Raw genomic sequence first — 17975 nt, forward strand, 5'->3', positions numbered from 1 at the left:
CCGCACGTCCTCGGACGCGCGGGCCGCGCGTGCGTCCGCCGGGTCTAGACCGGGGTGACGTAGGCCCCGGCGATCCCGCCGTCGACCAGGAAGTCCGTGGCGTTCACGAACGAGGAGTCGTCGCTCGCCAGGAACGCCACGGCGGCGGCGATCTCCGTCGGCTCGGCGAACCGCCCCAGCGGGATGTGGACCAGCCGCCGGGCGGCCCGCTCCGGGTCCTTGGCGAACAGCTCCTGGAGCAGCGGGGTGTTGACCGGCCCCGGGCACAGCGCGTTGACCCGGATGCCGTCCCGCGCGAACTGCACCCCCAGCTCGCGTGACATCGCCAGCACCCCGCCCTTGGACGCGGTGTACGAGATCTGCGAGGTGGCCGCGCCCATCCGGGCCACGAACGAGGCCGTGTTGATGATGGAGCCCCTGCGCTGCGCGCGCATGTAGGGGATGGCCGCCTTGCAGCAGAGGTAGACCGAGGTCAGATTGACCTCCTGCACCCGCTTCCAGGCCTCCAGGCCGGTCTCCAGGATGGAGTCGTCGTCGGGCGGCGAGATCCCCGCGTTGTTGAACGCGATGTCGACCGAACCGTAGGTGTCGTGGGCGGCCTTGAAGAGGGCGTCCACCTCGTCGGCGTCCGTGACGTCGGTACGGACGAAGAGCCCGGCGGCCTCCTCGGCGGCGGCCTTGCCCCGCTCCTCGTCCACATCGGCGCAGACGACACGGGCGCCCTCGGCGGCCAGCCGCCGCACGGTGGCCAGACCGATGCCGCTGCCGGCTCCGGTGACGACGGCGGTGCGGCCGACCAGGCGGCGGCAGACGGAAGAAGTGTCGGTCATGGTGCTCAGGCCTCCGTGCTGATGAAGACGTTCTTGGTTTCGGTGAAGGCGGCCAGCGCGTCCGGGCCGAGCTCGCGGCCGAGACCCGACTGTTTGTAGCCGCCGAAGGGGGTCGAATAGCGCACGCTGGAGTGCGAGTTGACGGAGAGGTTGCCCACCCGCAGCCCCTGGCTCACGCGCAGCGCGCGGCCCACGTCCCGGGTCCAGACCGAGCCGGCGAGCCCGTAGTCGGTGGCGTTGGCCAGCCGCACCGCGTCCGCCTCGTCCTCGAACGGCAGCACCACGGCCACCGGCCCGAAGACCTCCTCGACGGCCACCGGGGCCTCGGGCGAGACTCCGGCGAGGACGGTCGGCGGATACCAGAACCCGGGGCCCTCGGGCGCCTTGCCGAGCATCGCCCGTACGCCGTCGGCCTCCCGGCCGCCGTCGACGAGCCCCCGGACCCGGTCCCGCTGGACGGCCGAGATCAGGGGGCCCATCTGCGTCCTCTCGTCGGCCGGGTCACCCACCATCACGGCGGACACGGCCGGGACGAGAGCGTCGAGGAACCGGTCGTACACGGCCCGCTCGACCAGGATCCGGGTCCGGGCGCAGCAGTCCTGGCCGGCGTTGTCCAGGAAGGACATCGGGGCGGCGGCCGCCGCGGCCTCCACGTCGGCGTCCGCGAAGACGACGTTGGGGCTCTTGCCCCCCAGCTCCAGGGTCAGGCGCTTCACGCGCTCGGCGCAGCGGGTCATGATGTGCTTGCCGGTCCGGGTGGAGCCGGTGAACACGATCTTCGCGACGCCCGGGTGCTCCACCAGCGCGCTCCCGGCCACCGGACCCTCGCCGGGCAGCACCTGGAAGAGATCCTCGGGAAGGCCTGCCTCCAGGGCGAGTTCGGCCAGTCGCAGAGCGGTCAGCGGGGTCGTCTCGGCGGGCTTGAGGAGGACGGCGTTCCCCGCCGCGAGGGCCGGGGCGAGGCCCCAGGCCGCGATCGGCATCGGGAAGTTCCACGGGGCGATGACCCCGACGACCCCCAGCGGCTCCAGGACGGTGAAGTCGATGCCGCCCGCCACCGGGATCTGGCGGCCCAGCAGCCGTTCGGCCCCGCCCGCGCTGTAGTCGAGCAGATCGCGGACGTTGCCCGCCTCCCACCGGGCGTTCCCGATGGTGTGACCGGCCTCCCGGACCTCCGACCGGGCCAGTTCCTCCAGGTGTTCGTCGACGACGACGGCGAACCGGCGCAGCAGCCGGGCCCGGTCGGCGGGCGCGGCGGCGGCCCAGGAGCGCTGGGCGGCGGCCGCCCGGACGACGGCGGCGTCCACATCGGCGGCCAGGGCGGCGGGGACGGTGGCGATGACCTCGGCGGTCGCCGGGTTGAGGACGTCCAGGGCGGACGCCGCAAGGTGCTGTGACACGTACGGACCTCGATCGGGAAGGGGTGGTCAGAGGCGTTCGAAGGAGCGGCGCAGCTCCCAGTCGGTCACCGCGGAGTCGTACGCGGCCAGTTCGACCCGGGCCATGTTCAGGTAGTGCGCGACGACCTCCTCGCCGAACGCCTCCTTCGCGATCGGGCTGGCCTCCCACAGTTCGGCGGCCTCGCGCAGGGTCGTCGGCACCTGGTCGTACCCGGCGGTGTAGGCGTTGCCCGTACAGACCTCGGGCAGCTCCAGCCGGTGCTCGACCCCGTACAGTCCGGCGGCGACCAGTCCGGCGACGGCCAGATGCGGGTTGACGTCGCCGCCGGGCAGCCGGTTCTCGAAGCGCATCGAGCGCCCGTGGCCGACGACCCGCAGGGCGCAGGTGCGGTTGTCGACGCCCCAGGCGACGGCGATGGGGGCGAAGGAGCCGGGCTGGAAACGCTTGTAGGAGTTGATGTTGGGGGCGTAGAGGAGGGAGAAGTCCCGCAGGGCGGCGAGCTGGCCGGCCAGGAAGTGGCGCATCACCTCGGACATGCCGTCCGGTCCGTCGCCCGCCATCACGTTCTCGCCGTCCGCGTCGGTCAGCGAGAGGTGGATGTGGCAGGAGTTGCCCTCGCGCTCGTCGTACTTGGCCATGAAGGTCAGCGCGACGCCCTCCTGGGCCGCGATCTCCTTGGCGCCCGTCTTGTACACGGCGTGCTGGTCGCAGGTGGTGAGCGCCTCGTCGTAGCGGAAGACGATCTCGTGCTGGCCGGGATTGCACTCGCCCTTGGCGGACTCGACGGTCAGCCCCGCGCCCTGCATCTCGTTGCGGATCCGGCGCAGCAGCGGCTCGATGCGGCCGGTGCCGAGGATGGAGTAGTCGATGTTGTACTGGTTGGCCGGGGTCAGCCCGCGGTAGTCGCGGTCCCAGGCCTCCTCGTAACTGTCCCGGAAGACGATGAACTCCAGCTCCGTGCCCACCTGGGCCGTCCAGCCGCGCTCCGCCAGCCGGTCGAGCTGGCTGCGCAGGATCTGCCGGGGCGCGGCCGCCACCGGACTGCCGTCGTGCCAGGCGAGATCCGCGATGAGCAGGGCCGTCCCCTCGTGCCAGGGGACGGGGCGCAGGGTCGCGGGGTCGGGGACCATGCCGAAGTCGCCGTAGCCGCTCTCCCACGAGGACATCGCGTAACCGTCGACCGTCCGCATCTCGGTGTCCACGGCCAGCAGGTAGTTGCAGCCCTCGGTGCCGTGCTCCAGCACCTCGTCGAGGAAGAACCCGGCCGCGAACCGCTTCCCCTGAAGACGGCCCTGCATGTCCGGGAAGGCCAGCACCACGGTGTCTATCGACCCGTCCGCGACCCGTGAGCGGAGCTCGTCGACGCCGAGCGGGGGTGTGCGGTCTGCCACGGGATGCCTCCTTGGGTGAACCGGGAGGGTTAAGGTATGACAGAGAACCATTGCTTGGGAAGGGGATCCACCAGTGGGCGCGAGCGGAAGGGCGGACGACACCCGTCCGGGGGTACGGGCGGCAGGGGAGGGCGGGCCGGTGCGCGGCGCGGGCGGCGGTGCGCCGGGACAGCTGGACTCCGTGCTGCGCCCGGTCCGCGCGGGCAACGGCTTCGAGGAGGCGCTGGAGCAGATCCTCCAGCTCCTGCGCCTCGGTCTGGTGCCGCCGGGTGAACGCCTGCCCTCCGAGCGCGAGTTGTCCCAGCAGCTGCGGATCAGCAGGGTGACGCTGCGCGAGGTCCTCAAGGTCCTCCAGGACCAGGGCATGGTCGAGAGCCGCCGCGGCCGCTACGGAGGAACGTTCGTCCTGCCGCGCACCGCCGCTCCCGAGGACAGCGGCGCACTGCGCCGCCGCATCGCCGCCGTCGACGTCGAGGACACCCTGCGCTTCCGGGAGGTGCTGGAGGCCGGGGCCGCGGGCCTGTGCGCCGAAGGGCTCACGGGCGACGGTGAAACGCGGCTGCGGGAAGCGCTCGACGCCACCCGGGGCGCCCGGCTGGAGGACTACCGCCGCCAGGACACCCTGCTCCACCTCACCCTCGCCGAACTCTCCGGATCCCGCACCCTCGCCGCCCAGTACGCCGCCGTGCGGGCCACCCTCAACGAACTGCTCGACGGCATCCCCCTGCTGGTGCGCAACCTGGAGCACTCCCAGCAGCAGCACGGGGCCGTCGTCGAGGCGGTCCTCGACCGGGACCCGGACGCCGCGCGCGAGATGATGCGCGAGCACTGCGGCGGCACCGCGGCCCTGCTGCGCGGCTTCCTCGCCTGACCCCGGGTCCGGGATGCCCGGCGAGGCGAATCCGTAACCACTCTTTAACGCACGCCCCTTGCCAGGCGCCGCACCGTTCCACAAAGGTGTGCCGACGAACCTTTGATCGACGCAGTTCCAACGATGAAGTCGACACACATCTGGAGCGCCTCATGGCTCAGGGAACCGAAACACCCGCCGGACCACCCGGTGACGCGGGCCCGGCGAAGTCCGGCACGGACGCGTATCTGCACCGCCGGACCCTGCGCCGCGGCAGCGCCGGCTGGCTCCTGCTGACCGGACTCGGCGTCGCCTACGTGGTCTCCGGCGACTTCTCCGGCTGGAACATCGGCCTGTCCAAGGGCGGGTTCGGCGGACTGGCCGTGGCCATGGTCCTCATGGGCGTCATGTACGCGTGTCTGGTCTTCGCGCTCGCCGAACTCTCCGCCATCCTCCCCACGGCGGGCGGCGGTTACGGCTTCGCCCGCCGGGCGCTCGGCACCTGGGGCGGCTTCCTGACGGGGACGGCCATCCTCATCGAGTACATCCTCGCTCCCGCCGCCATCTCCCTCTTCATCGGCGACTACGTCGAATCGCTCGGCCTGTTCGGCCTCACCTCCGGCTGGCCCGTCTACCTCGCCTGCTTCGCGATCTTCATCGGCATCCACCTCTGGGGCGTCGGTGAGGCGCTGCGCTTCAGCCTGGTGGTGACCGCCATCGCCGTCGTCGCGCTGCTGATCTTCGCCGTCGGCGCGTTCACCGAGTTCGACGCCGGCCGCCTCAACGACATCCCGGCCGACGCCTCCGCCTTCGGCTCCTCCTCCTGGCTGCCGTTCGGACTCCTCGGGATCTGGGCCGCCTTCCCCTTCGGCATGTGGTTCTTCCTCGGGGTGGAGGGAGTGCCGCTCGCCGCCGAGGAGGCCAAGGACCCGGTCCGCTCGATGCCCAAGGCGCTGGCCATCTCGCTGGCCGTGCTGGTCTTCCTGGCCCTCATCACCTTCGTCTCCGCCACCGGCGCCCAGGGGGCGGACGCCATCAAGGAGGCCGGAAACCCGCTCGTGGTGGCCCTCCAGGGCGACGGCGAGCCGACCGCCCTGAGCCGCTTCGTGAACTACGCGGGCCTCGCCGGACTCGTCGCCTCCTTCTTCTCCCTGATCTTCGCGGGCTCCCGTCAGCTGTTCGCCCTCTCCCGGGCCGGCTATCTGCCCCGCTTCCTCTCCCTCACCAACCGCCGCAAGTCCCCCTACCTCGGCCTGCTGATCCCCGGCGCCATCGGCTTCGCGCTCGCCGCCTGGAGCGGCAACGGCGGCCGGATGCTCAACGTCGCCGTCTTCGGCGCCACCATCAGCTACGCCCTCATGGCCCTCTCCCACCTGGTGCTGCGCCGCCGCGAACCGGAGCTGCCGCGCCCCTACCGCACCCCCGGCGGCGCGCTCACCTCGTCCGTCGCCTTCGCTCTGGCATGCTCGGCGCTGGTGGCGACCTTCCTGGTGGACCGCGACGCGGCGTTCATCGCCCTCGCCGTGTACGCGGTGGCGCTGGCGTACTTCGCCTTCTACAGCCGCCATCGGCTGGTCGCGGGGGCTCCGGAGGAGGAGTTCGCCGCACTGGCGGCGGCCGAGGCCGAACTCGCCCGCGACTGAGTACGCCGGCGGCCCCGGCCGCCGGCGCGATCCCCCGATCCGAAGGAGCACGTTCCATGTCCCGGCCCGTCATCGGCATCAGCACCTACCAGGACCCGGCCCGGTGGGGTGTGTGGGAGATGCCCGCGGTGCTGCTGCCCGCCGCCTATCCGCGCCTCGTCCGGGCTGCGGGCGGACTCGCGGTGCTGCTGCCGCCCGATGACGCCGAGGACGCGGCCCGGGACACCGTCGCCGCCCTGGACGGGCTGGTCATCGCCGGGGGAGCGGACGTCGAGCCGGCCCGGTACGGGGCGGCAGCCGACCCCCGTACCGGGCCCCCGGCCCGCGAACGCGACGCCTGGGAGATGGCGTTGATCCGGGCGGCGATCGACCGGCAGGTCCCCCTGCTCGGCATCTGCCGGGGCATGCAGCTGCTCAACGTCGCCCTCGGCGGCACGCTGATCCAGCACCTGGAGGACCACACCGGCGGCCTCGGCGTCTTCGGCAGCCACCCGGTCACCCCCGTGGCCGGCACCGCGTACGCGGACGCCGTCCCCGAGACCACGATGGTGCCCGCCTACCACCACCAGGCGGTCGACCGCCTCGGCGCCGGCCTGGTGGCCTCCGCCCACGCCCCCGACGGGACGGTGGAGGCCCTGGAACTCCCGGACCACGGAAGCCTGGTGCTCGGGGTGCAGTGGCACCCGGAGATGGGTCAGGACACCCGGGTCATGGCCGCCCTGGTCCGGGCGGCAGGGGAGCGGGCGGCACCGGCCCCTCGAACCCCGGGCCCGAGTAGTCGGGCCCCGCGAACGCCGGTGAACTGAAGCGGGAGCCGCCGCCCTCGCCCCCATCCGGGGCGGACGCCGCCGCATCGGCGAGCTCCTTCAGGAGGAACGGCCGGATTCCCCGGTCGCGCAGCGCCACGAGCCACGCCCGGCGGGCCTCGGCGAGCGCGGGAGCGGCAGCGGTGGCCCACGCGTCGGGTCCGGCCACCGCGTCCGCCGCCGACTGCCGCGCCGCCGTCCGGTAGAGGGCGGCCACACTGACCAGGGCGGTGACCGCCGCGACCAGCAGACTGGACCAGCCGACGCCGACGAGGGTGCCGGCCAGGGAGGGCAGGGCGTCGGCGAGCCGCAGACCGTACCCCAGCAGCAGGAACGTCGCCGCGGCCACGGCCGCGAGCACCGGCGTCAGCACCCCGAGGACCGCCAGCACCCCGGCTCCCGGCCGCTCCTGATCGCCGGGCCCGGAGAGCGGCGCCGCCCCGGCGTCCGGCCGCCCGCCCCGCACCCGGAGCGCCGCGTACCTCCGGTACTCCGCGTCGGCGGTGGCCGTCGTGCGTGCCACGGCCGCCAGTCCCCGCAAGCGCAGCCGGTCGCCGGGCACGCCCGAGCGCTCCAGCAGGCGGCGGATCTCCGGTGAGGCGATCACCTCGTCGAGCACGCTCGCGTAGTCGGCCCTGTCCTCGTCCCCGAGCCGGGAAGGTCTGCCCATGCTGTTCCTCGGTCGATCCGTGTGTCGATACGTGGGGGGCGGGTGGCCGTCAGGGCCGCGCGGGGTGCGCACGCGACACGTGCGCACCCCCGTGGTGCCGCCGGACGGGGTCAGAGGTGCTGGGCGACCGCGGGCATGAGGTCCTGGAAGGTCCGCCCGTCGGCCGCCGCGCCGATCGCCGTCATCTGCCAGCCCGAGCCGGTCCGCTGCACCTTGGCCATGATCTGGGCGGTGTGCCGGCCGCCGCCGGTCAGCGTGTACCGGGCCAGCTCCTGGCCGTTGCTCTCGTCGACCAGCCGGCAGAACGCCGCCTCGACCTCCTCGAAGGTCTGGCCGGTGAACGAGTTCACCGTGAAGACGATCTGGTCCACATGGGCCGGTACGCGCCGCAGGTCGACGACGATCGACTCGTCGTCACCGCCCTCGCCCGCGCCGCCGACCCGGTTGTCCCCGGTGTGCTGGACCGAGCCGTCGTCGCTGGTCAGGTGCTGGAAGAAGACCACGTCCTGCGGGTCCCGGCCCGCGAAGAGCACCGCCGAGGCGTCCAGGTCGATCTCGCGGGCGGTCAGCCGCGCCAGAAATCCCTTGCGCGGGGCGGACTTCCAGCCCAGCCCCATCCGTACGACGTCGAGTTCGCCGCCGCCGGACTTGGTGAGGCTGACCTGCTGGCCCTTGGTGAGGTTGATCGTCATCGCTGTGCCTTCCGTGATCGTGTCCGAGCGGCTCAGAGACTGACGCCGTAGTCGGCGACGATGCCGCTCAGCCCGGATGCGTAACCCTGCCCGACCGCACGGAACTTCCACTCGGCGCCGTGCCGGTACAGCTCGCCGAAGACCATCGCCGTCTCGGTGGAGGCGTCCTCGCTGAGGTCGTAGCGGGCGATCTCCGCGCCGCCGGCCTGGTTCACCACCCGGATGTACGCGTTGCGGACCTGGCCGAAGCTCTGGCCGCGGCTCTGGGCGTCGTGGATCGAGACCGGGAACACGATCTTCGCGACGGTGGCGGGCACCGAGGCGAGGTCGACCTTGACGGTCTCGTCGTCGCCCTCGCCCTCACCGGTGAGGTTGTCGCCGGTGTGCTCGACCGAACCGTCCGGGCTCTTCAGGTTGTTGTAGAAGACGAAGTGCCCGTTGGACAGCACCTTGCCCGCCTCGTCGCAGAGCAGCGCGCTCGCGTCCAGGTCGTAGTCGGCGCCGGTGGTGGTCCGCACGTCCCAGCCGAGACCCACGAGAACCGCGGTCAGCCCCGGGGCCTCCTTGCTCAGCGAGACGTTTCCACCCTTGGCGAGGCTCACACCCATGATCTTCTCCCTTGTCCGGCGGCAGTGGGGTAAATCTACAGCACTGTAGAGTTGCCGGGCCAGGCGGCGGGGACCGGGGCCGGCCCGCCCGGGTGGTCCTGTGCCGCCCGGTGGCCTCTCCCGCCGTCGGCTGGATACGATTCCCCGATGCCCGGCGGGTCCGGTGCCGCAGCCGGGCGGCCGAACGGAGAGAGCCGGGCGGCGAGACGGAGAGGGAGGCCGTGCCGTGGACGCCGAAAGAGCCGGTGGTGAACGCGAGACGCCCGCCCGCAGGCGCGGCCAGGGCGAGCTGGAGGCCCAGGTGCTGTCGGTGCTGGGCGAGGCGAGCGAACCGGTGACCGCGGCCTGGGTGCTGGAGCGGCTCGGCGCGGGCCTCTCGTACAGCACCGTCATCACCATCCTGACCCGGCTGCACGCCAAGCAGGCGGTCAGCCGCACCGGGCGCGGGCGCCCCGTCCTGTGGGAGCCCGTGGCGAACGAGGCCGGGCTCGCCGCCCTGCGGATGCGCCGGCTGCTCGACAAGCAGAGCGACCGCGACGCGGTGCTCTCCAGCTTCGTCTCCGTCCTCTCCTCCCACGACGAGGACCTGCTGCGGTCCCTGCTCGCCGAGGGCGGCCCCGACGGCACCGGCGCGGCCCCGGACCGGCCGGAGCGCTGACGATGGGGGTCTTCGTCTACCTGCCCCTCGTACTCCCCCTGACCGCGCTGCCGATCGCCCGCCTGGCCGAACAGCACCTGCACCCCCGCAGGGCCGCCCGGCTGCTGACCACCGTCGCCGTCATCCTCGCCTCCTGCAGCCTCCTCTGCCTCGGGCTGCTGGTGGTCGTGGGCACCGCCCAGCTGCCCGGCAACCCGCTGCCCGACGGCTGGTCCGACGACGAGGTCCGGGACGCGGTGCCGCACGACGCGTTCGCGGGCAAGGCGTCCATTCTGGCGCTCGTCGTCGTGACCGCGGCCTGCGGATTCACCGTTCACCGCCACTTCCGCTTCCGGGCCCGCGCCCACCGGGCGCTCGGAAGGCTGGGAGGGGGCGACGTCGCCGTGCTGCCCGACGACATGCCCTACGCCTACGCGCTCCCCGGCTCCCCGGGGCGGGTGATGGTCTCCACGGCGATGCTGGCCTCCCTCGAACCGGCCGAGCACCGCGCGCTGTTCGCCCACGAGCGGGCCCATCTGACCGGGCGCCACCACCGGCTGCTGCTCGCCACCCGGCTGGCGGGCTGCGTCAACCCCCTGCTGTGGCCCCTGCTCGGAGCCCTGGTCTACAGCACGGAACGCTGGGCGGACGAGGAGGCGGCCCGGGTCACCGGTGACCGTCGGCTGACCGCCCGCGCCGTCGGCAAGGCGGCCCTGGTCGCCCGTCCGGTCCACGGCGGCACGGCCTTCGCCGCCTTCGCCACCGCGGGCCCGGTGCCCCGCCGGGTGGCGGCGCTCCTCGGGCCGGTGCCGCCGGACCGGAGCTGGCCCCCGACGCTCACCCCCGCCGGGGCGGCCGCGCTCGTCGCCGCGGCCGGAACGACCGTCTCCGCACTCTCCGCGCTGAACGCGGCCGTCGCCCTCTTCCTCGTCCTGGAGGCGGCCACCCCGCTGTAGCCGGCGCCGCCGCGGGAGGCCGGGGCCGGCCTGTGCGGCGCCCGGCCCGACAGGGCCGCCCAGAGTGTCCGTCCAGCCCCGGGACCTGCCCGTTGGCGTACGGTTCTCGTCACGGAAGCCGCCCCGGACGGCCCGTCTACTCCGCTGTAGAGTTCATGGACCGCAGGTCCGACCGTGGGCACAGCCGGAGACGCACCGGTGCGGCGGAACGGGCCGACCCCTCCGTACAGTGGCTGGAACCTCCAGCCGGACAGGAGCCACGCGTTGTCTGCCAGTACGGGCCCTTCGGGGTCCGACCTTCGCCCTCCGGCACCTGACGTGCCCCGCGTCCGGCCCGCCGACGCGGCCACGGGCCGGGCCGGTCGCCGCTCCTGCGGGGCGAGGGGCCGATGATCGCCGCGCTGTTCGGCCTCCTGGCCGTCTTCGTCCTCACCGCCGGGACCGGCTACTTCGTGGCCCAGGAGTTCGCGTACGTCTCCGCGGACCGGCTGACCCTCGCCCGCCAGGCCGCGGCCGGTGACAAGCGGGCCGCCCGCGCCGTGAAGGTGCTGGAACGCCTCTCGTTCATGCTCTCCGGCGCCCAACTCGGGATCACCGTCACCGGGCTCGTCGTCGGCTTCCTCGCCGAACCGTCCGTCTCGGCGCTGCTGCGCCCCGCCCTCAGCGGCACCGGCGTGCCCGACGGCGTGGTCTCCGGCATCTCCGTCGTGCTGTCCTTCGTGGTGGCGACCGTCATCCAGATGGTCCTCGGCGAACTCGCCCCCAAGAACCTGGCCCTCGCCGTCCCGGAACGGATGGCGAAGTCCCTGGCGGCCTCCACCCTGATCTACCTCCGGCTCGTCGGCCCGGTGATCCACGTCTTCGACAGCGCGGCCAACCGGCTGCTGCGCCGGATCGGCATCGAACCCGTCGAGGAACTGCACCACGGCGCCACCCTGGAGGAGCTGGGCCACCTCATCGGCGAGTCCCACGAGCAGGGTGAGCTGCCCGCCGCGACCGCCGAACTGATGGACCACGCGCTGGAGTTCTCCGAGCGGACGCTGGGCGAGGTGATGATCCCGCGCGCCGACGTCGCGTTCGTCCGCCGGGACGCCATGGCCGCCGAGGCCGTAGAGCTGATCGCCCGCCACGGCCACTCCAACTACCCCGTGCTCGGTGACCACCCCGACGACCCGGCGGGCGTCCTGGGAGTGCGGGAGCTGATGAGCCTGCCCGCCGCGGAGGTCGGCCGCACCACCGTCGGGTCGCTGGCCCGCGATCCGCTCCTGCTGCCCGAGCTGCTGAAGCTGCCCGCCGCCGTGACGCAGATGCGGGAGCGCGACGACGAGTTCGCCGTGGTCCTGGACGAGCACGGCGGTCTCGCGGGGATCGTCACGTACGAGGACATCGCCGAGGAACTCGTCGGGGACATCGCCGACGAGTCCGACACCGTCGTCGAACTCGCGGTCGCCGACGGCTCCGGCTGGATCGTGGACGCGGGCCGCCGCCTCGACGAGATCGAGGAGGCCACCGGGATCGCGCTGCCCCAGGAGAGCGACGACTACGACACCCTGGCCGGACTGGTCATCGACCGGCTCGGCCGCTTCCCGACGGTGGGCGACCGGCTGACGGTCTCCGGAGTCGGGATCGACGTCCGATCGCTCGACCGGCACGTCGCCGAGTACGTCCGCATCGAGCGGGAGGACCGCACCGCCGAAGCCGACCGGACGGCTGAAGCCGATCGGACGGCCGAGGACGATCGCACCGGACAGGAGCCGCAGGCATGAGCTTTCCGATGGCGCTCTTCGTGACCGTCCTGCTCCTGATCGGCAGCGGCTTCTTCGTCGCCGCCGAGTTCGCCCTGGTCGCCGCCAAGCGCCACCGCATGGAGCAGGCCGTGGCCCGCGGGCAGCGCGGGGCGAAGGCGGCGCTCGCCGGGATGCGCGAGCTGTCGCTGATGCTCGCGGGCGCCCAGCTCGGCATCACCATCTGCACGCTGGGCCTCGGATCCGTCTCCAAGCCCGCCATCTCGCACGAGCTGGACCCGCTGCTGGAGAAGCTCGGGCTGCCCGCCGCCGTCAGCTACGGCATCGCCTTCGCGCTGGCCATGATCGTCGTCGTCTTCCTGCACATGGTGGTCGGGGAGATGGCCCCGAAGTCCTGGGCCATCGCCCACCCCGAGCGCTCGGCGATGCTGCTGAGCCCGGCCTTCCGGGCCCTGGTCAAGGCCGTACGGCCGCTGATCCGGCTGCTGAACGCGGTCAGCAACGCGCTGGTACGGCTGTGCCGGGTCACCCCGCGCGACGAGCTGACCTCGGTGCACAATCGTGACCAGCTGACCCACCTCATCGAGGAGTCCGAACGCCTCGGGCTCATCAGCCAGGGCGACTCCGGCCTGATGACCCGGACCCTGACCGAACCCCAGTCCCCGGTCTCCGCCCTCCAGATCCCCGCCGAGCGGATCGTGACCGTCCCCGCCGACGCCGGACTCGACGAGGTCCTGGCCACCGCGGCCGAGGCCGACCGGACCCGCCTGCTGGTACGGGACGGGGAGCGGGTCCTCGGATCGGTGCACGCCCGCGACGCCCTGGTCGCCCGAGCCGGGGGCCGGGCGGTCCGCGCCCGCGACCTGGCACGCCCGCTCCCCGAGCTGGCCCCGCAGGAGACCGCCGCCCACGCCGTGGAGCAGCTGCGTGAGCGGCGTGCCACGATCGCGATCGTGCGCGACGCGGACGGCAGCCTCACCGGACTGGTCAGCCTGGACGACCTGCTCACCAGGCTGCTGCACCCGCGGACGCCCCCCGGGGCCGCGTCCTAGGCGAGGGCCCGAGGGCCACAGCGGCCGGGCGGGTCACGGGACGTGTTCCGCCCGGCCGTCTCCTGCTCTGCTGGGGTGCGGCCGGTCAGCGCCTGCCGCCCAGGGGCCGCCACGCCCCCGGCCGCGCACGGGGTCCCGGAGCCGGGACGAGGCGGAACGCCGTGTTCAGCACATGGTCGGCGACATCGCGCGAGGGCTTGTCCGTCAGGTCGGTGAGCAGCCGGGCCAGCAGGTCCAGGAGGAACGGCGAGCCCATGACGTACCGGTTGAGCACCGGCTGGAAGCCCGAACGGCTGAAGACCAGGTCGGCGGCGGCGTTGCCCAGCCGGTAGTAGCGGCCCCAGCGCCGGTTCATCTCCACCGGGTAGCCACGCAGCACTTGCTCGCGGCGGGGCCCCTGAGGGTGCGCCAGGGCGAGGGCCGCGGTCTCGGCGGCCACCTCGCCCGCCTCCATCGCCTGGGCGATGCCCTCGCCGTTCCAGGGGCTGACCATCCCGCCGGAGTCGCCGACCAGCAACAGCCCCCGGGCGTACAGCGGATGGCGGTTGAACCCGAGGGGCAGGGCGGCGCTGCGCACCGGGCCCTGCGCGTTCTCCTCCCGCAGCCCCCATTCCTCGGGGGTGCGGGCCAGCCACTGGTCGAGCGTGGCGCGCAGGTCCGCCTTGCCGTGCCGCCGGTGGGGGAGCGCCCCGAGGCCGACGTTGACCCGGCCGTCGCCCATCGGGAAGATCCAGCCGTAGCCGGGGAGGTACGGGCCCCCGCCGGGGAAGCGGAGGTCGGCCCACAGCTCCAGGTACTCCTCCCGGGAGCGTTCGGGGCTGCGGTAGTAGCGTCGGGCGGCGGTCGCGATCTGCCGTCGCGGGTCCCGCTCCAGGCCCAGCGCCAGGGCGAGGCGTGCGGAAGCCCCGTCGGCGGCGATGACGACCGGCGCGTGGAAGCCGACCGGTTCCGGGACGTCCGGGGCGTCGCAGGACGCGGCGACCCCGGTGACCCGGCCCGCCCGGTCCGTCAGCGGCCGCTCCGCCTTCCAGCCGGTGTACAGCCGGGCCCCCGCCGCCACGGCGTGCCGGGCGAGGATGTCGTCGAAGTCGTGCCGGCTGCGGGAGAGCCCGAAGTCCGGATAGCGGCCCAGCGACGGCCACTCGATGTGCACGCGGTGCTTCCCCGCCACCCAGCGCATCCCGCGCGAACGCGTCCAGCCCGGTCCGGTGATGTCGACTCCCATCCGGATGAGCTGATGCACCGCGCGCGGGGTGAGACCGTCGCCGCACACCTTCTCCCGGGGGAAGCGGGCCTTCTCCAGCAGGATCACGTCCACCCCGGCCCGCGCCAGGTGGTACGCGGCCGAGGAGCCGGCCGGGCCCGCCCCCACGACGATCACCTGGGCGTCGGTCTCCGCGGGGGACGCCTCCCGTGCGTCCGTCGTCGCCGGGTCCGGTGGCAGTTCCCGCATCACAACCCCTTCGTCCGACGGTCGTTGCTCCTGGCGGGGCGGATCCCCGGGCAACATCATCGATCACGAAGGGCCGGGGCGGTACCCGGCGTCCGGACAGCGGGGGACGGCGGGCCGAACCGGTCGTGTTCGCGCGCGGCAGGCCGTGCTACGAGGGGGTCGGGGCCGCACCGCCCCGACCGGCGGCCGCTCCGCACCGACGTGCTAGCCGGGATCACGGACGGCGAGATCACGGACGGCGAGATCACCGGCGGAGGTTGCTGAGGGGCAAGCCCTGCCCGGCGGTCCGGTCCTCGCCGCGGCTGCCGGCCTCTCAGCCCCCGCCGCCCCGGGCGGCCGCCGCCGCGGCGACCTGGTGCAGCGTCCGTCCCGTACGGGCCGACCGCGCGTGGTACGGGTCGGGGGAACCGGGCCTGCCGCGGACGGCGAGGCGGTCGTTGGCCTTGATCAGGAGCCAGGCCTCGTGGCCGCCGCTGTCCGGCTCGTCGCCCTTCTTGATACGGGTGAGCGCGAACTCGCCGTGCAGCTTCGACCCGTACAGCCAGAACGTCGCGTGACCCAGCTCCAGGGACGTGGCGAAGGGGACGGAGCCGCCCTGCCCGTCGTGTCCGAGCGGCCGGTAGGTCCCCTGGTCCCAGACGATGACCGTGCCGCTCCCGGACTCGCCCCGGGGGATGACCCCCTCGAACTCGCGGTACTCCAGGGCGTGGTCCTCCGTCGGCACGGCGAGCCTGCGGTCACTGGGGTTCTCGGACGGCCCGCGGGGCACCGCCCAGGACTTCAGTACCCCGTCGACCTCCAGCCGGAAGTCGAAGTGCAGTCGTCGCGCGTCATGGATCTGCACGACGAAGTGCGGCCGCGGTGTGCCGTCGTTCTCCACGTCGTGCTCCCTTCGCCGCCCGGTCGCTACCTCCACTCTGCGACCGGGCGGAAAGAACCGCACGACGGGACCACGTGCCTTCAGTCGCATATGCCATGGAGACGTGCCGTTCCTTCTCCGGTCCGGACCAGGATATTGACGGCCCCTGCGGCACTCCCTTAAATCAAGAAGTGAAATATGCGCCCGAGGTGATCGCCCCAACCGTTCACCTCTCGGCGTTGACCTGTCATGTACATGCCTTCCCTTTGTGTGTCTTCCGCGCCATGCGCAGGGCCGTCATGTGCGTGTCCCCACGCGAAGTGATGTGATGACCGTGCACCCCACGCACTCCACGGCGCGCAGCGTCTCCCGGCGCCGCCGCGTCGCCCTCCACGCGGCCTCTCTGCTCTGTTGCTCCGCCATCCTCGCCGCACTCCCCGGTGGAGCGTCCGCCGCACCCGCCGCGGACTTTCCGGCTCCCGGACCGGGGACCATGGCCGTCGCCTTCGAGGACCAGTTCGACGGGCCGGCCGGTGCCGCTGTGGACGGCGGCAAGTGGCGGACCGAGACCGGCGACAACGTCAACAACCACGAGCGGCAGTACTACACCCCGGGCAACGGCAACGCCGCTCTCGACGGCCGGGGCAACCTCGTGATCACCGCCCGCAAGGAGAACCCGGGCAACTACCGCTGCTGGTACGGGACCTGCGAGTACACCTCGTCCCGGCTCAACACCTCCGGCACGTTCGCCGCCGCCTACGGCCATGTCGAGGCCCGGATCAAGATCCCGCGCGGCCAGGGCATCTGGCCCGCGTTCTGGATGCTGGGCGACGACTTCGGCAACGTCGGCTGGCCGAACAGCGGCGAGATCGACATCATGGAGAACGTCGGCTTCGAGCCCGGCACGGTCCACGGCACCCTGCACGGGCCCGGCTACTCCGGTTCGGGCGGCATCGGCGCCGCGTACACCCTCCCCGGCGGGCAGGCGTTCGCCGACGACTTCCACACCTTCTCCGTGGACTGGGCGCCCGACTCCATCACCTGGTCCGTCGACGGCCAGGTCTTCCAGCGGCGCACCCCCGCCGACCTGGGCGGCAACCCGTGGGTGTTCAACAAGCCCTTCTTCCTCATCCTGAACCTCGCGGTCGGCGGCTACTGGCCGGGCGACCCCGACGGCTCGACCCGGTTCCCGCAGCAGATGGTCATCGACTACGTCCGGGTGACGACCTCGTGACGACCGACGGCTGACCGGACGTCCCGGAGGCGTGGACGGCGGCAGAGGTGCTCCTGCCGCCGCCCACCCCACCCGTCCCGCCCACCCCGTCCGGCACGAGAAGCGGAATAGCATGATCCCCATGGAACAGCGCACACTCGGCAGGACCGGCCGTGACGTCTCGGTCGTCGGACAGGGCACCTGGCAGCTCGGCGGTGACTGGGGAGAGGTCGCGGAGCACGACGCGTTCGCCGTCCTCGACGCGGCCGTCGCATCCGGCGTCACCTTCTTCGACACCGCGGACGTGTACGGCGACGGCCGCAGCGAACAGCTCATCGGCCGGTACCTCCAGAGCCGCCCCGACGCGGACGTCTTCGTCGCCACCAAGATGGGCCGCCGCGCCGACCAGGTGCCGGAGAACTACGTCCTGGACAACTTCCGCGCCTGGAACGACCGTTCCCGGGCCAACCTGGGCACCGACACGCTCGACCTCGTACAACTGCACTGCCCGCCCACGAGCGTCTACTCCTCCGACGCGGTCTACGACGCCCTGGACACCCTGGTGGCCGAGCAGCGGATCGCCGCCTACGCGGTGAGCGTCGAGACCTGCGCCGAGGCGCTGACCGCCATCGCGCGCCCCGGCGTCGCGAGCGTGCAGATCATCCTCAACCCGTTCCGTCTCAAGCCGCTCGACGATGTCCTCCCGGCGGCCGTCGCCGCAGGCGTCGGCATCATCGCCCGGGTCCCGCTCGCCTCCGGACTGCTCTCCGGGAAGTACACCAAGGACACCGTCTTCGGCCCCGAGGACCACCGGACGTACAACCGCCACGGCGAGGCGTTCGACCGGGGCGAGACGTTCTCCGGCATCGACTACGCCACCGGCGTCACCGCGGCCGCCGAGTTCGCCGAGCTGGCCCCGGAGGGCGCCACCTCCGCGCAGACCGCGCTGCGCTGGATCATCCAGCAACCGGGCGTCACCAGCGTGATCCCCGGGGCGCGCTCCGTGGAACAGGCCCGCGCCAACGCGGCGGCCGCCGCCCTGCCGCCGCTGCCGCAGAGCACGCTGGACTCCGTGCGCGAGCTGTACGACCGGTCGATCCGGGCAGAGGTCCACGGCCACTGGTGACGAGCGCCTGCGGGGGAGCGGTGTACGGGGAGAGAGCGGCGAA

General features: G+C 73.0%; 17 protein-coding genes. 9 read left to right on the forward strand and 8 right to left on the reverse strand.

What is annotated here, in order from left to right:
* Window positions 1-44 precede the first annotated feature (44 nt).
* From KME66_RS31280 to KME66_RS31290, 3 genes are read right to left on the reverse strand one after another with little or no spacing between them, the layout of a single operon-like run.
* Entirely contained in the window at window positions 45-830 is a 786-nt protein-coding gene (locus KME66_RS31280) for a 3-oxoacyl-ACP reductase (RefSeq protein ID WP_073224977.1), read from the reverse strand.
* Window positions 831-835: 5 nt separating this feature from the next.
* Window positions 836-2230, reverse strand: a complete 1395-nt coding sequence (locus tag KME66_RS31285; protein WP_216328301.1) for an aldehyde dehydrogenase — start codon at window positions 2228-2230, stop codon at window positions 836-838.
* 27 nt (window positions 2231-2257) lie between these two features.
* The gene (locus KME66_RS31290) at window positions 2258-3622 is read right to left on the reverse strand and encodes a glutamine synthetase family protein (RefSeq protein ID WP_216328302.1); all 1365 of its coding nucleotides are present in this window, start codon (window positions 3620-3622) and stop codon (window positions 2258-2260) included.
* A 139-nt stretch (window positions 3623-3761) separates the two neighbouring features.
* Between KME66_RS31290 and KME66_RS31295 the strand changes: the two genes are divergently transcribed.
* From KME66_RS31295 to KME66_RS31305, 3 genes are all read left to right on the forward strand, one after another.
* A complete protein-coding gene (locus KME66_RS31295) occupies window positions 3762-4493 on the forward strand; it encodes a FadR/GntR family transcriptional regulator (protein WP_216329728.1) in 732 nt (243 codons plus the stop codon).
* A 152-nt stretch (window positions 4494-4645) separates the two neighbouring features.
* Window positions 4646-6115, forward strand: coding sequence for an ethanolamine permease (gene eat / locus KME66_RS31300; protein ID WP_216328304.1), 1470 nt, complete (start codon window positions 4646-4648; stop codon window positions 6113-6115).
* A gap of 56 nt (window positions 6116-6171) precedes the next feature.
* The gene (locus KME66_RS31305; RefSeq protein WP_216328306.1) at window positions 6172-6921 is read left to right on the forward strand and encodes a gamma-glutamyl-gamma-aminobutyrate hydrolase family protein; all 750 of its coding nucleotides are present in this window, start codon (window positions 6172-6174) and stop codon (window positions 6919-6921) included.
* Here the strand turns inward: KME66_RS31305 and KME66_RS31310 are convergent.
* The 3 genes from KME66_RS31310 to KME66_RS31320 all read right to left on the reverse strand — a co-directional run bounded on the left by KME66_RS31310 (window position 6824) and on the right by KME66_RS31320 (window position 8891).
* Window positions 6824-7591: a hypothetical protein gene (locus KME66_RS31310; protein ID WP_216328308.1), complete on the reverse strand. Its 768-nt coding sequence runs from the start codon at window positions 7589-7591 to the stop codon at window positions 6824-6826. The two genes, KME66_RS31305 and KME66_RS31310, sit on opposite strands and share 98 nt — an antisense overlap.
* 110 nt (window positions 7592-7701) lie before the next feature.
* A complete protein-coding gene (locus KME66_RS31315) occupies window positions 7702-8283 on the reverse strand; it encodes a TerD family protein (protein WP_065479425.1) in 582 nt (193 codons plus the stop codon).
* A gap of 32 nt (window positions 8284-8315) precedes the next feature.
* Window positions 8316-8891, reverse strand: coding sequence for a TerD family protein (locus KME66_RS31320; RefSeq protein ID WP_073224986.1), 576 nt, complete (start codon window positions 8889-8891; stop codon window positions 8316-8318).
* A gap of 226 nt (window positions 8892-9117) precedes the next feature.
* Here KME66_RS31320 and KME66_RS31325 point away from each other — a divergent pair, with 226 nt between their 5' ends.
* The 4 genes from KME66_RS31325 (at window position 9118) to KME66_RS31340 (ending at window position 13281) form a co-directional block, all read left to right on the forward strand.
* The gene (locus KME66_RS31325) at window positions 9118-9549 is read left to right on the forward strand and encodes a BlaI/MecI/CopY family transcriptional regulator (protein WP_073224994.1); all 432 of its coding nucleotides are present in this window, start codon (window positions 9118-9120) and stop codon (window positions 9547-9549) included.
* Between the two features lie 2 nt (window positions 9550-9551).
* Complete coding sequence (locus KME66_RS31330) at window positions 9552-10484, forward strand: M56 family metallopeptidase (RefSeq protein WP_216328310.1); 933 nt, start codon at window positions 9552-9554, stop codon at window positions 10482-10484.
* A 389-nt stretch (window positions 10485-10873) separates the two neighbouring features.
* Entirely contained in the window at window positions 10874-12250 is a 1377-nt protein-coding gene (locus KME66_RS31335; RefSeq protein ID WP_216328312.1) for a hemolysin family protein, read from the forward strand.
* Complete coding sequence (locus KME66_RS31340) at window positions 12247-13281, forward strand: hemolysin family protein (protein ID WP_073224997.1); 1035 nt, start codon at window positions 12247-12249, stop codon at window positions 13279-13281. Before KME66_RS31335 ends, KME66_RS31340 begins: the two co-directional genes overlap by 4 nt.
* Window positions 13282-13366: 85 nt before the next feature.
* On the opposite strand, the gene KME66_RS31345 is transcribed toward KME66_RS31340, so the two are convergent.
* Window positions 13367-14734 carry a geranylgeranyl reductase family protein gene (locus KME66_RS31345; protein ID WP_216328314.1) on the reverse strand — a complete coding sequence of 456 codons (1368 nt, stop codon included), beginning with the start codon at window positions 14732-14734 and terminating at the stop codon, window positions 13367-13369.
* A gap of 313 nt (window positions 14735-15047) precedes the next feature.
* Complete coding sequence (locus tag KME66_RS31350; protein ID WP_073225000.1) at window positions 15048-15614, reverse strand: DNA polymerase ligase N-terminal domain-containing protein; 567 nt, start codon at window positions 15612-15614, stop codon at window positions 15048-15050.
* Window positions 15615-15921: 307 nt separating this feature from the next.
* Here KME66_RS31350 and KME66_RS31355 point away from each other — a divergent pair, with 307 nt between their 5' ends.
* Together KME66_RS31355 and KME66_RS31360 are read left to right on the forward strand one after the other, a co-directional pair.
* Window positions 15922-16827 carry a family 16 glycosylhydrolase gene (locus KME66_RS31355; protein WP_216328316.1) on the forward strand — a complete coding sequence of 302 codons (906 nt, stop codon included), beginning with the start codon at window positions 15922-15924 and terminating at the stop codon, window positions 16825-16827.
* 112 nt (window positions 16828-16939) lie between these two features.
* Window positions 16940-17932 carry an aldo/keto reductase gene (locus KME66_RS31360; RefSeq protein WP_216328318.1) on the forward strand — a complete coding sequence of 331 codons (993 nt, stop codon included), beginning with the start codon at window positions 16940-16942 and terminating at the stop codon, window positions 17930-17932.
* Window positions 17933-17975 lie beyond the last annotated feature (43 nt).

The organism is Streptomyces sp. YPW6 (assembly GCF_018866325.1).
Lineage (GTDB): Bacteria > Actinomycetota > Actinomycetes > Streptomycetales > Streptomycetaceae > Streptomyces.

Coding starts and splice junctions, on each gene's coding strand:
- KME66_RS31355 (WP_216328316.1), top strand. CDS start 15,922: ATGACCGTGCACCCCACGCACTCCACGGCGCGCAGCGTCTCCCGGCGC.
- KME66_RS31280 (WP_073224977.1), bottom strand. CDS start 830: ATGACCGACACTTCTTCCGTCTGCCGCCGCCTGGTCGGCCGCACCGCC.
- KME66_RS31305 (WP_216328306.1), top strand. CDS start 6,172: ATGTCCCGGCCCGTCATCGGCATCAGCACCTACCAGGACCCGGCCCGG.
- KME66_RS31320 (WP_073224986.1), bottom strand. CDS start 8,891: ATGGGTGTGAGCCTCGCCAAGGGTGGAAACGTCTCGCTGAGCAAGGAG.
- KME66_RS31310 (WP_216328308.1), bottom strand. CDS start 7,591: ATGGGCAGACCTTCCCGGCTCGGGGACGAGGACAGGGCCGACTACGCG.
- KME66_RS31335 (WP_216328312.1), top strand. CDS start 10,874: ATGATCGCCGCGCTGTTCGGCCTCCTGGCCGTCTTCGTCCTCACCGCC.
- KME66_RS31315 (WP_065479425.1), bottom strand. CDS start 8,283: ATGACGATCAACCTCACCAAGGGCCAGCAGGTCAGCCTCACCAAGTCC.
- KME66_RS31340 (WP_073224997.1), top strand. CDS start 12,247: ATGAGCTTTCCGATGGCGCTCTTCGTGACCGTCCTGCTCCTGATCGGC.
- KME66_RS31360 (WP_216328318.1), top strand. CDS start 16,940: ATGATCCCCATGGAACAGCGCACACTCGGCAGGACCGGCCGTGACGTC.
- KME66_RS31330 (WP_216328310.1), top strand. CDS start 9,552: ATGGGGGTCTTCGTCTACCTGCCCCTCGTACTCCCCCTGACCGCGCTG.
- KME66_RS31345 (WP_216328314.1), bottom strand. CDS start 14,734: ATGCGGGAACTGCCACCGGACCCGGCGACGACGGACGCACGGGAGGCG.
- eat (WP_216328304.1), top strand. CDS start 4,646: ATGGCTCAGGGAACCGAAACACCCGCCGGACCACCCGGTGACGCGGGC.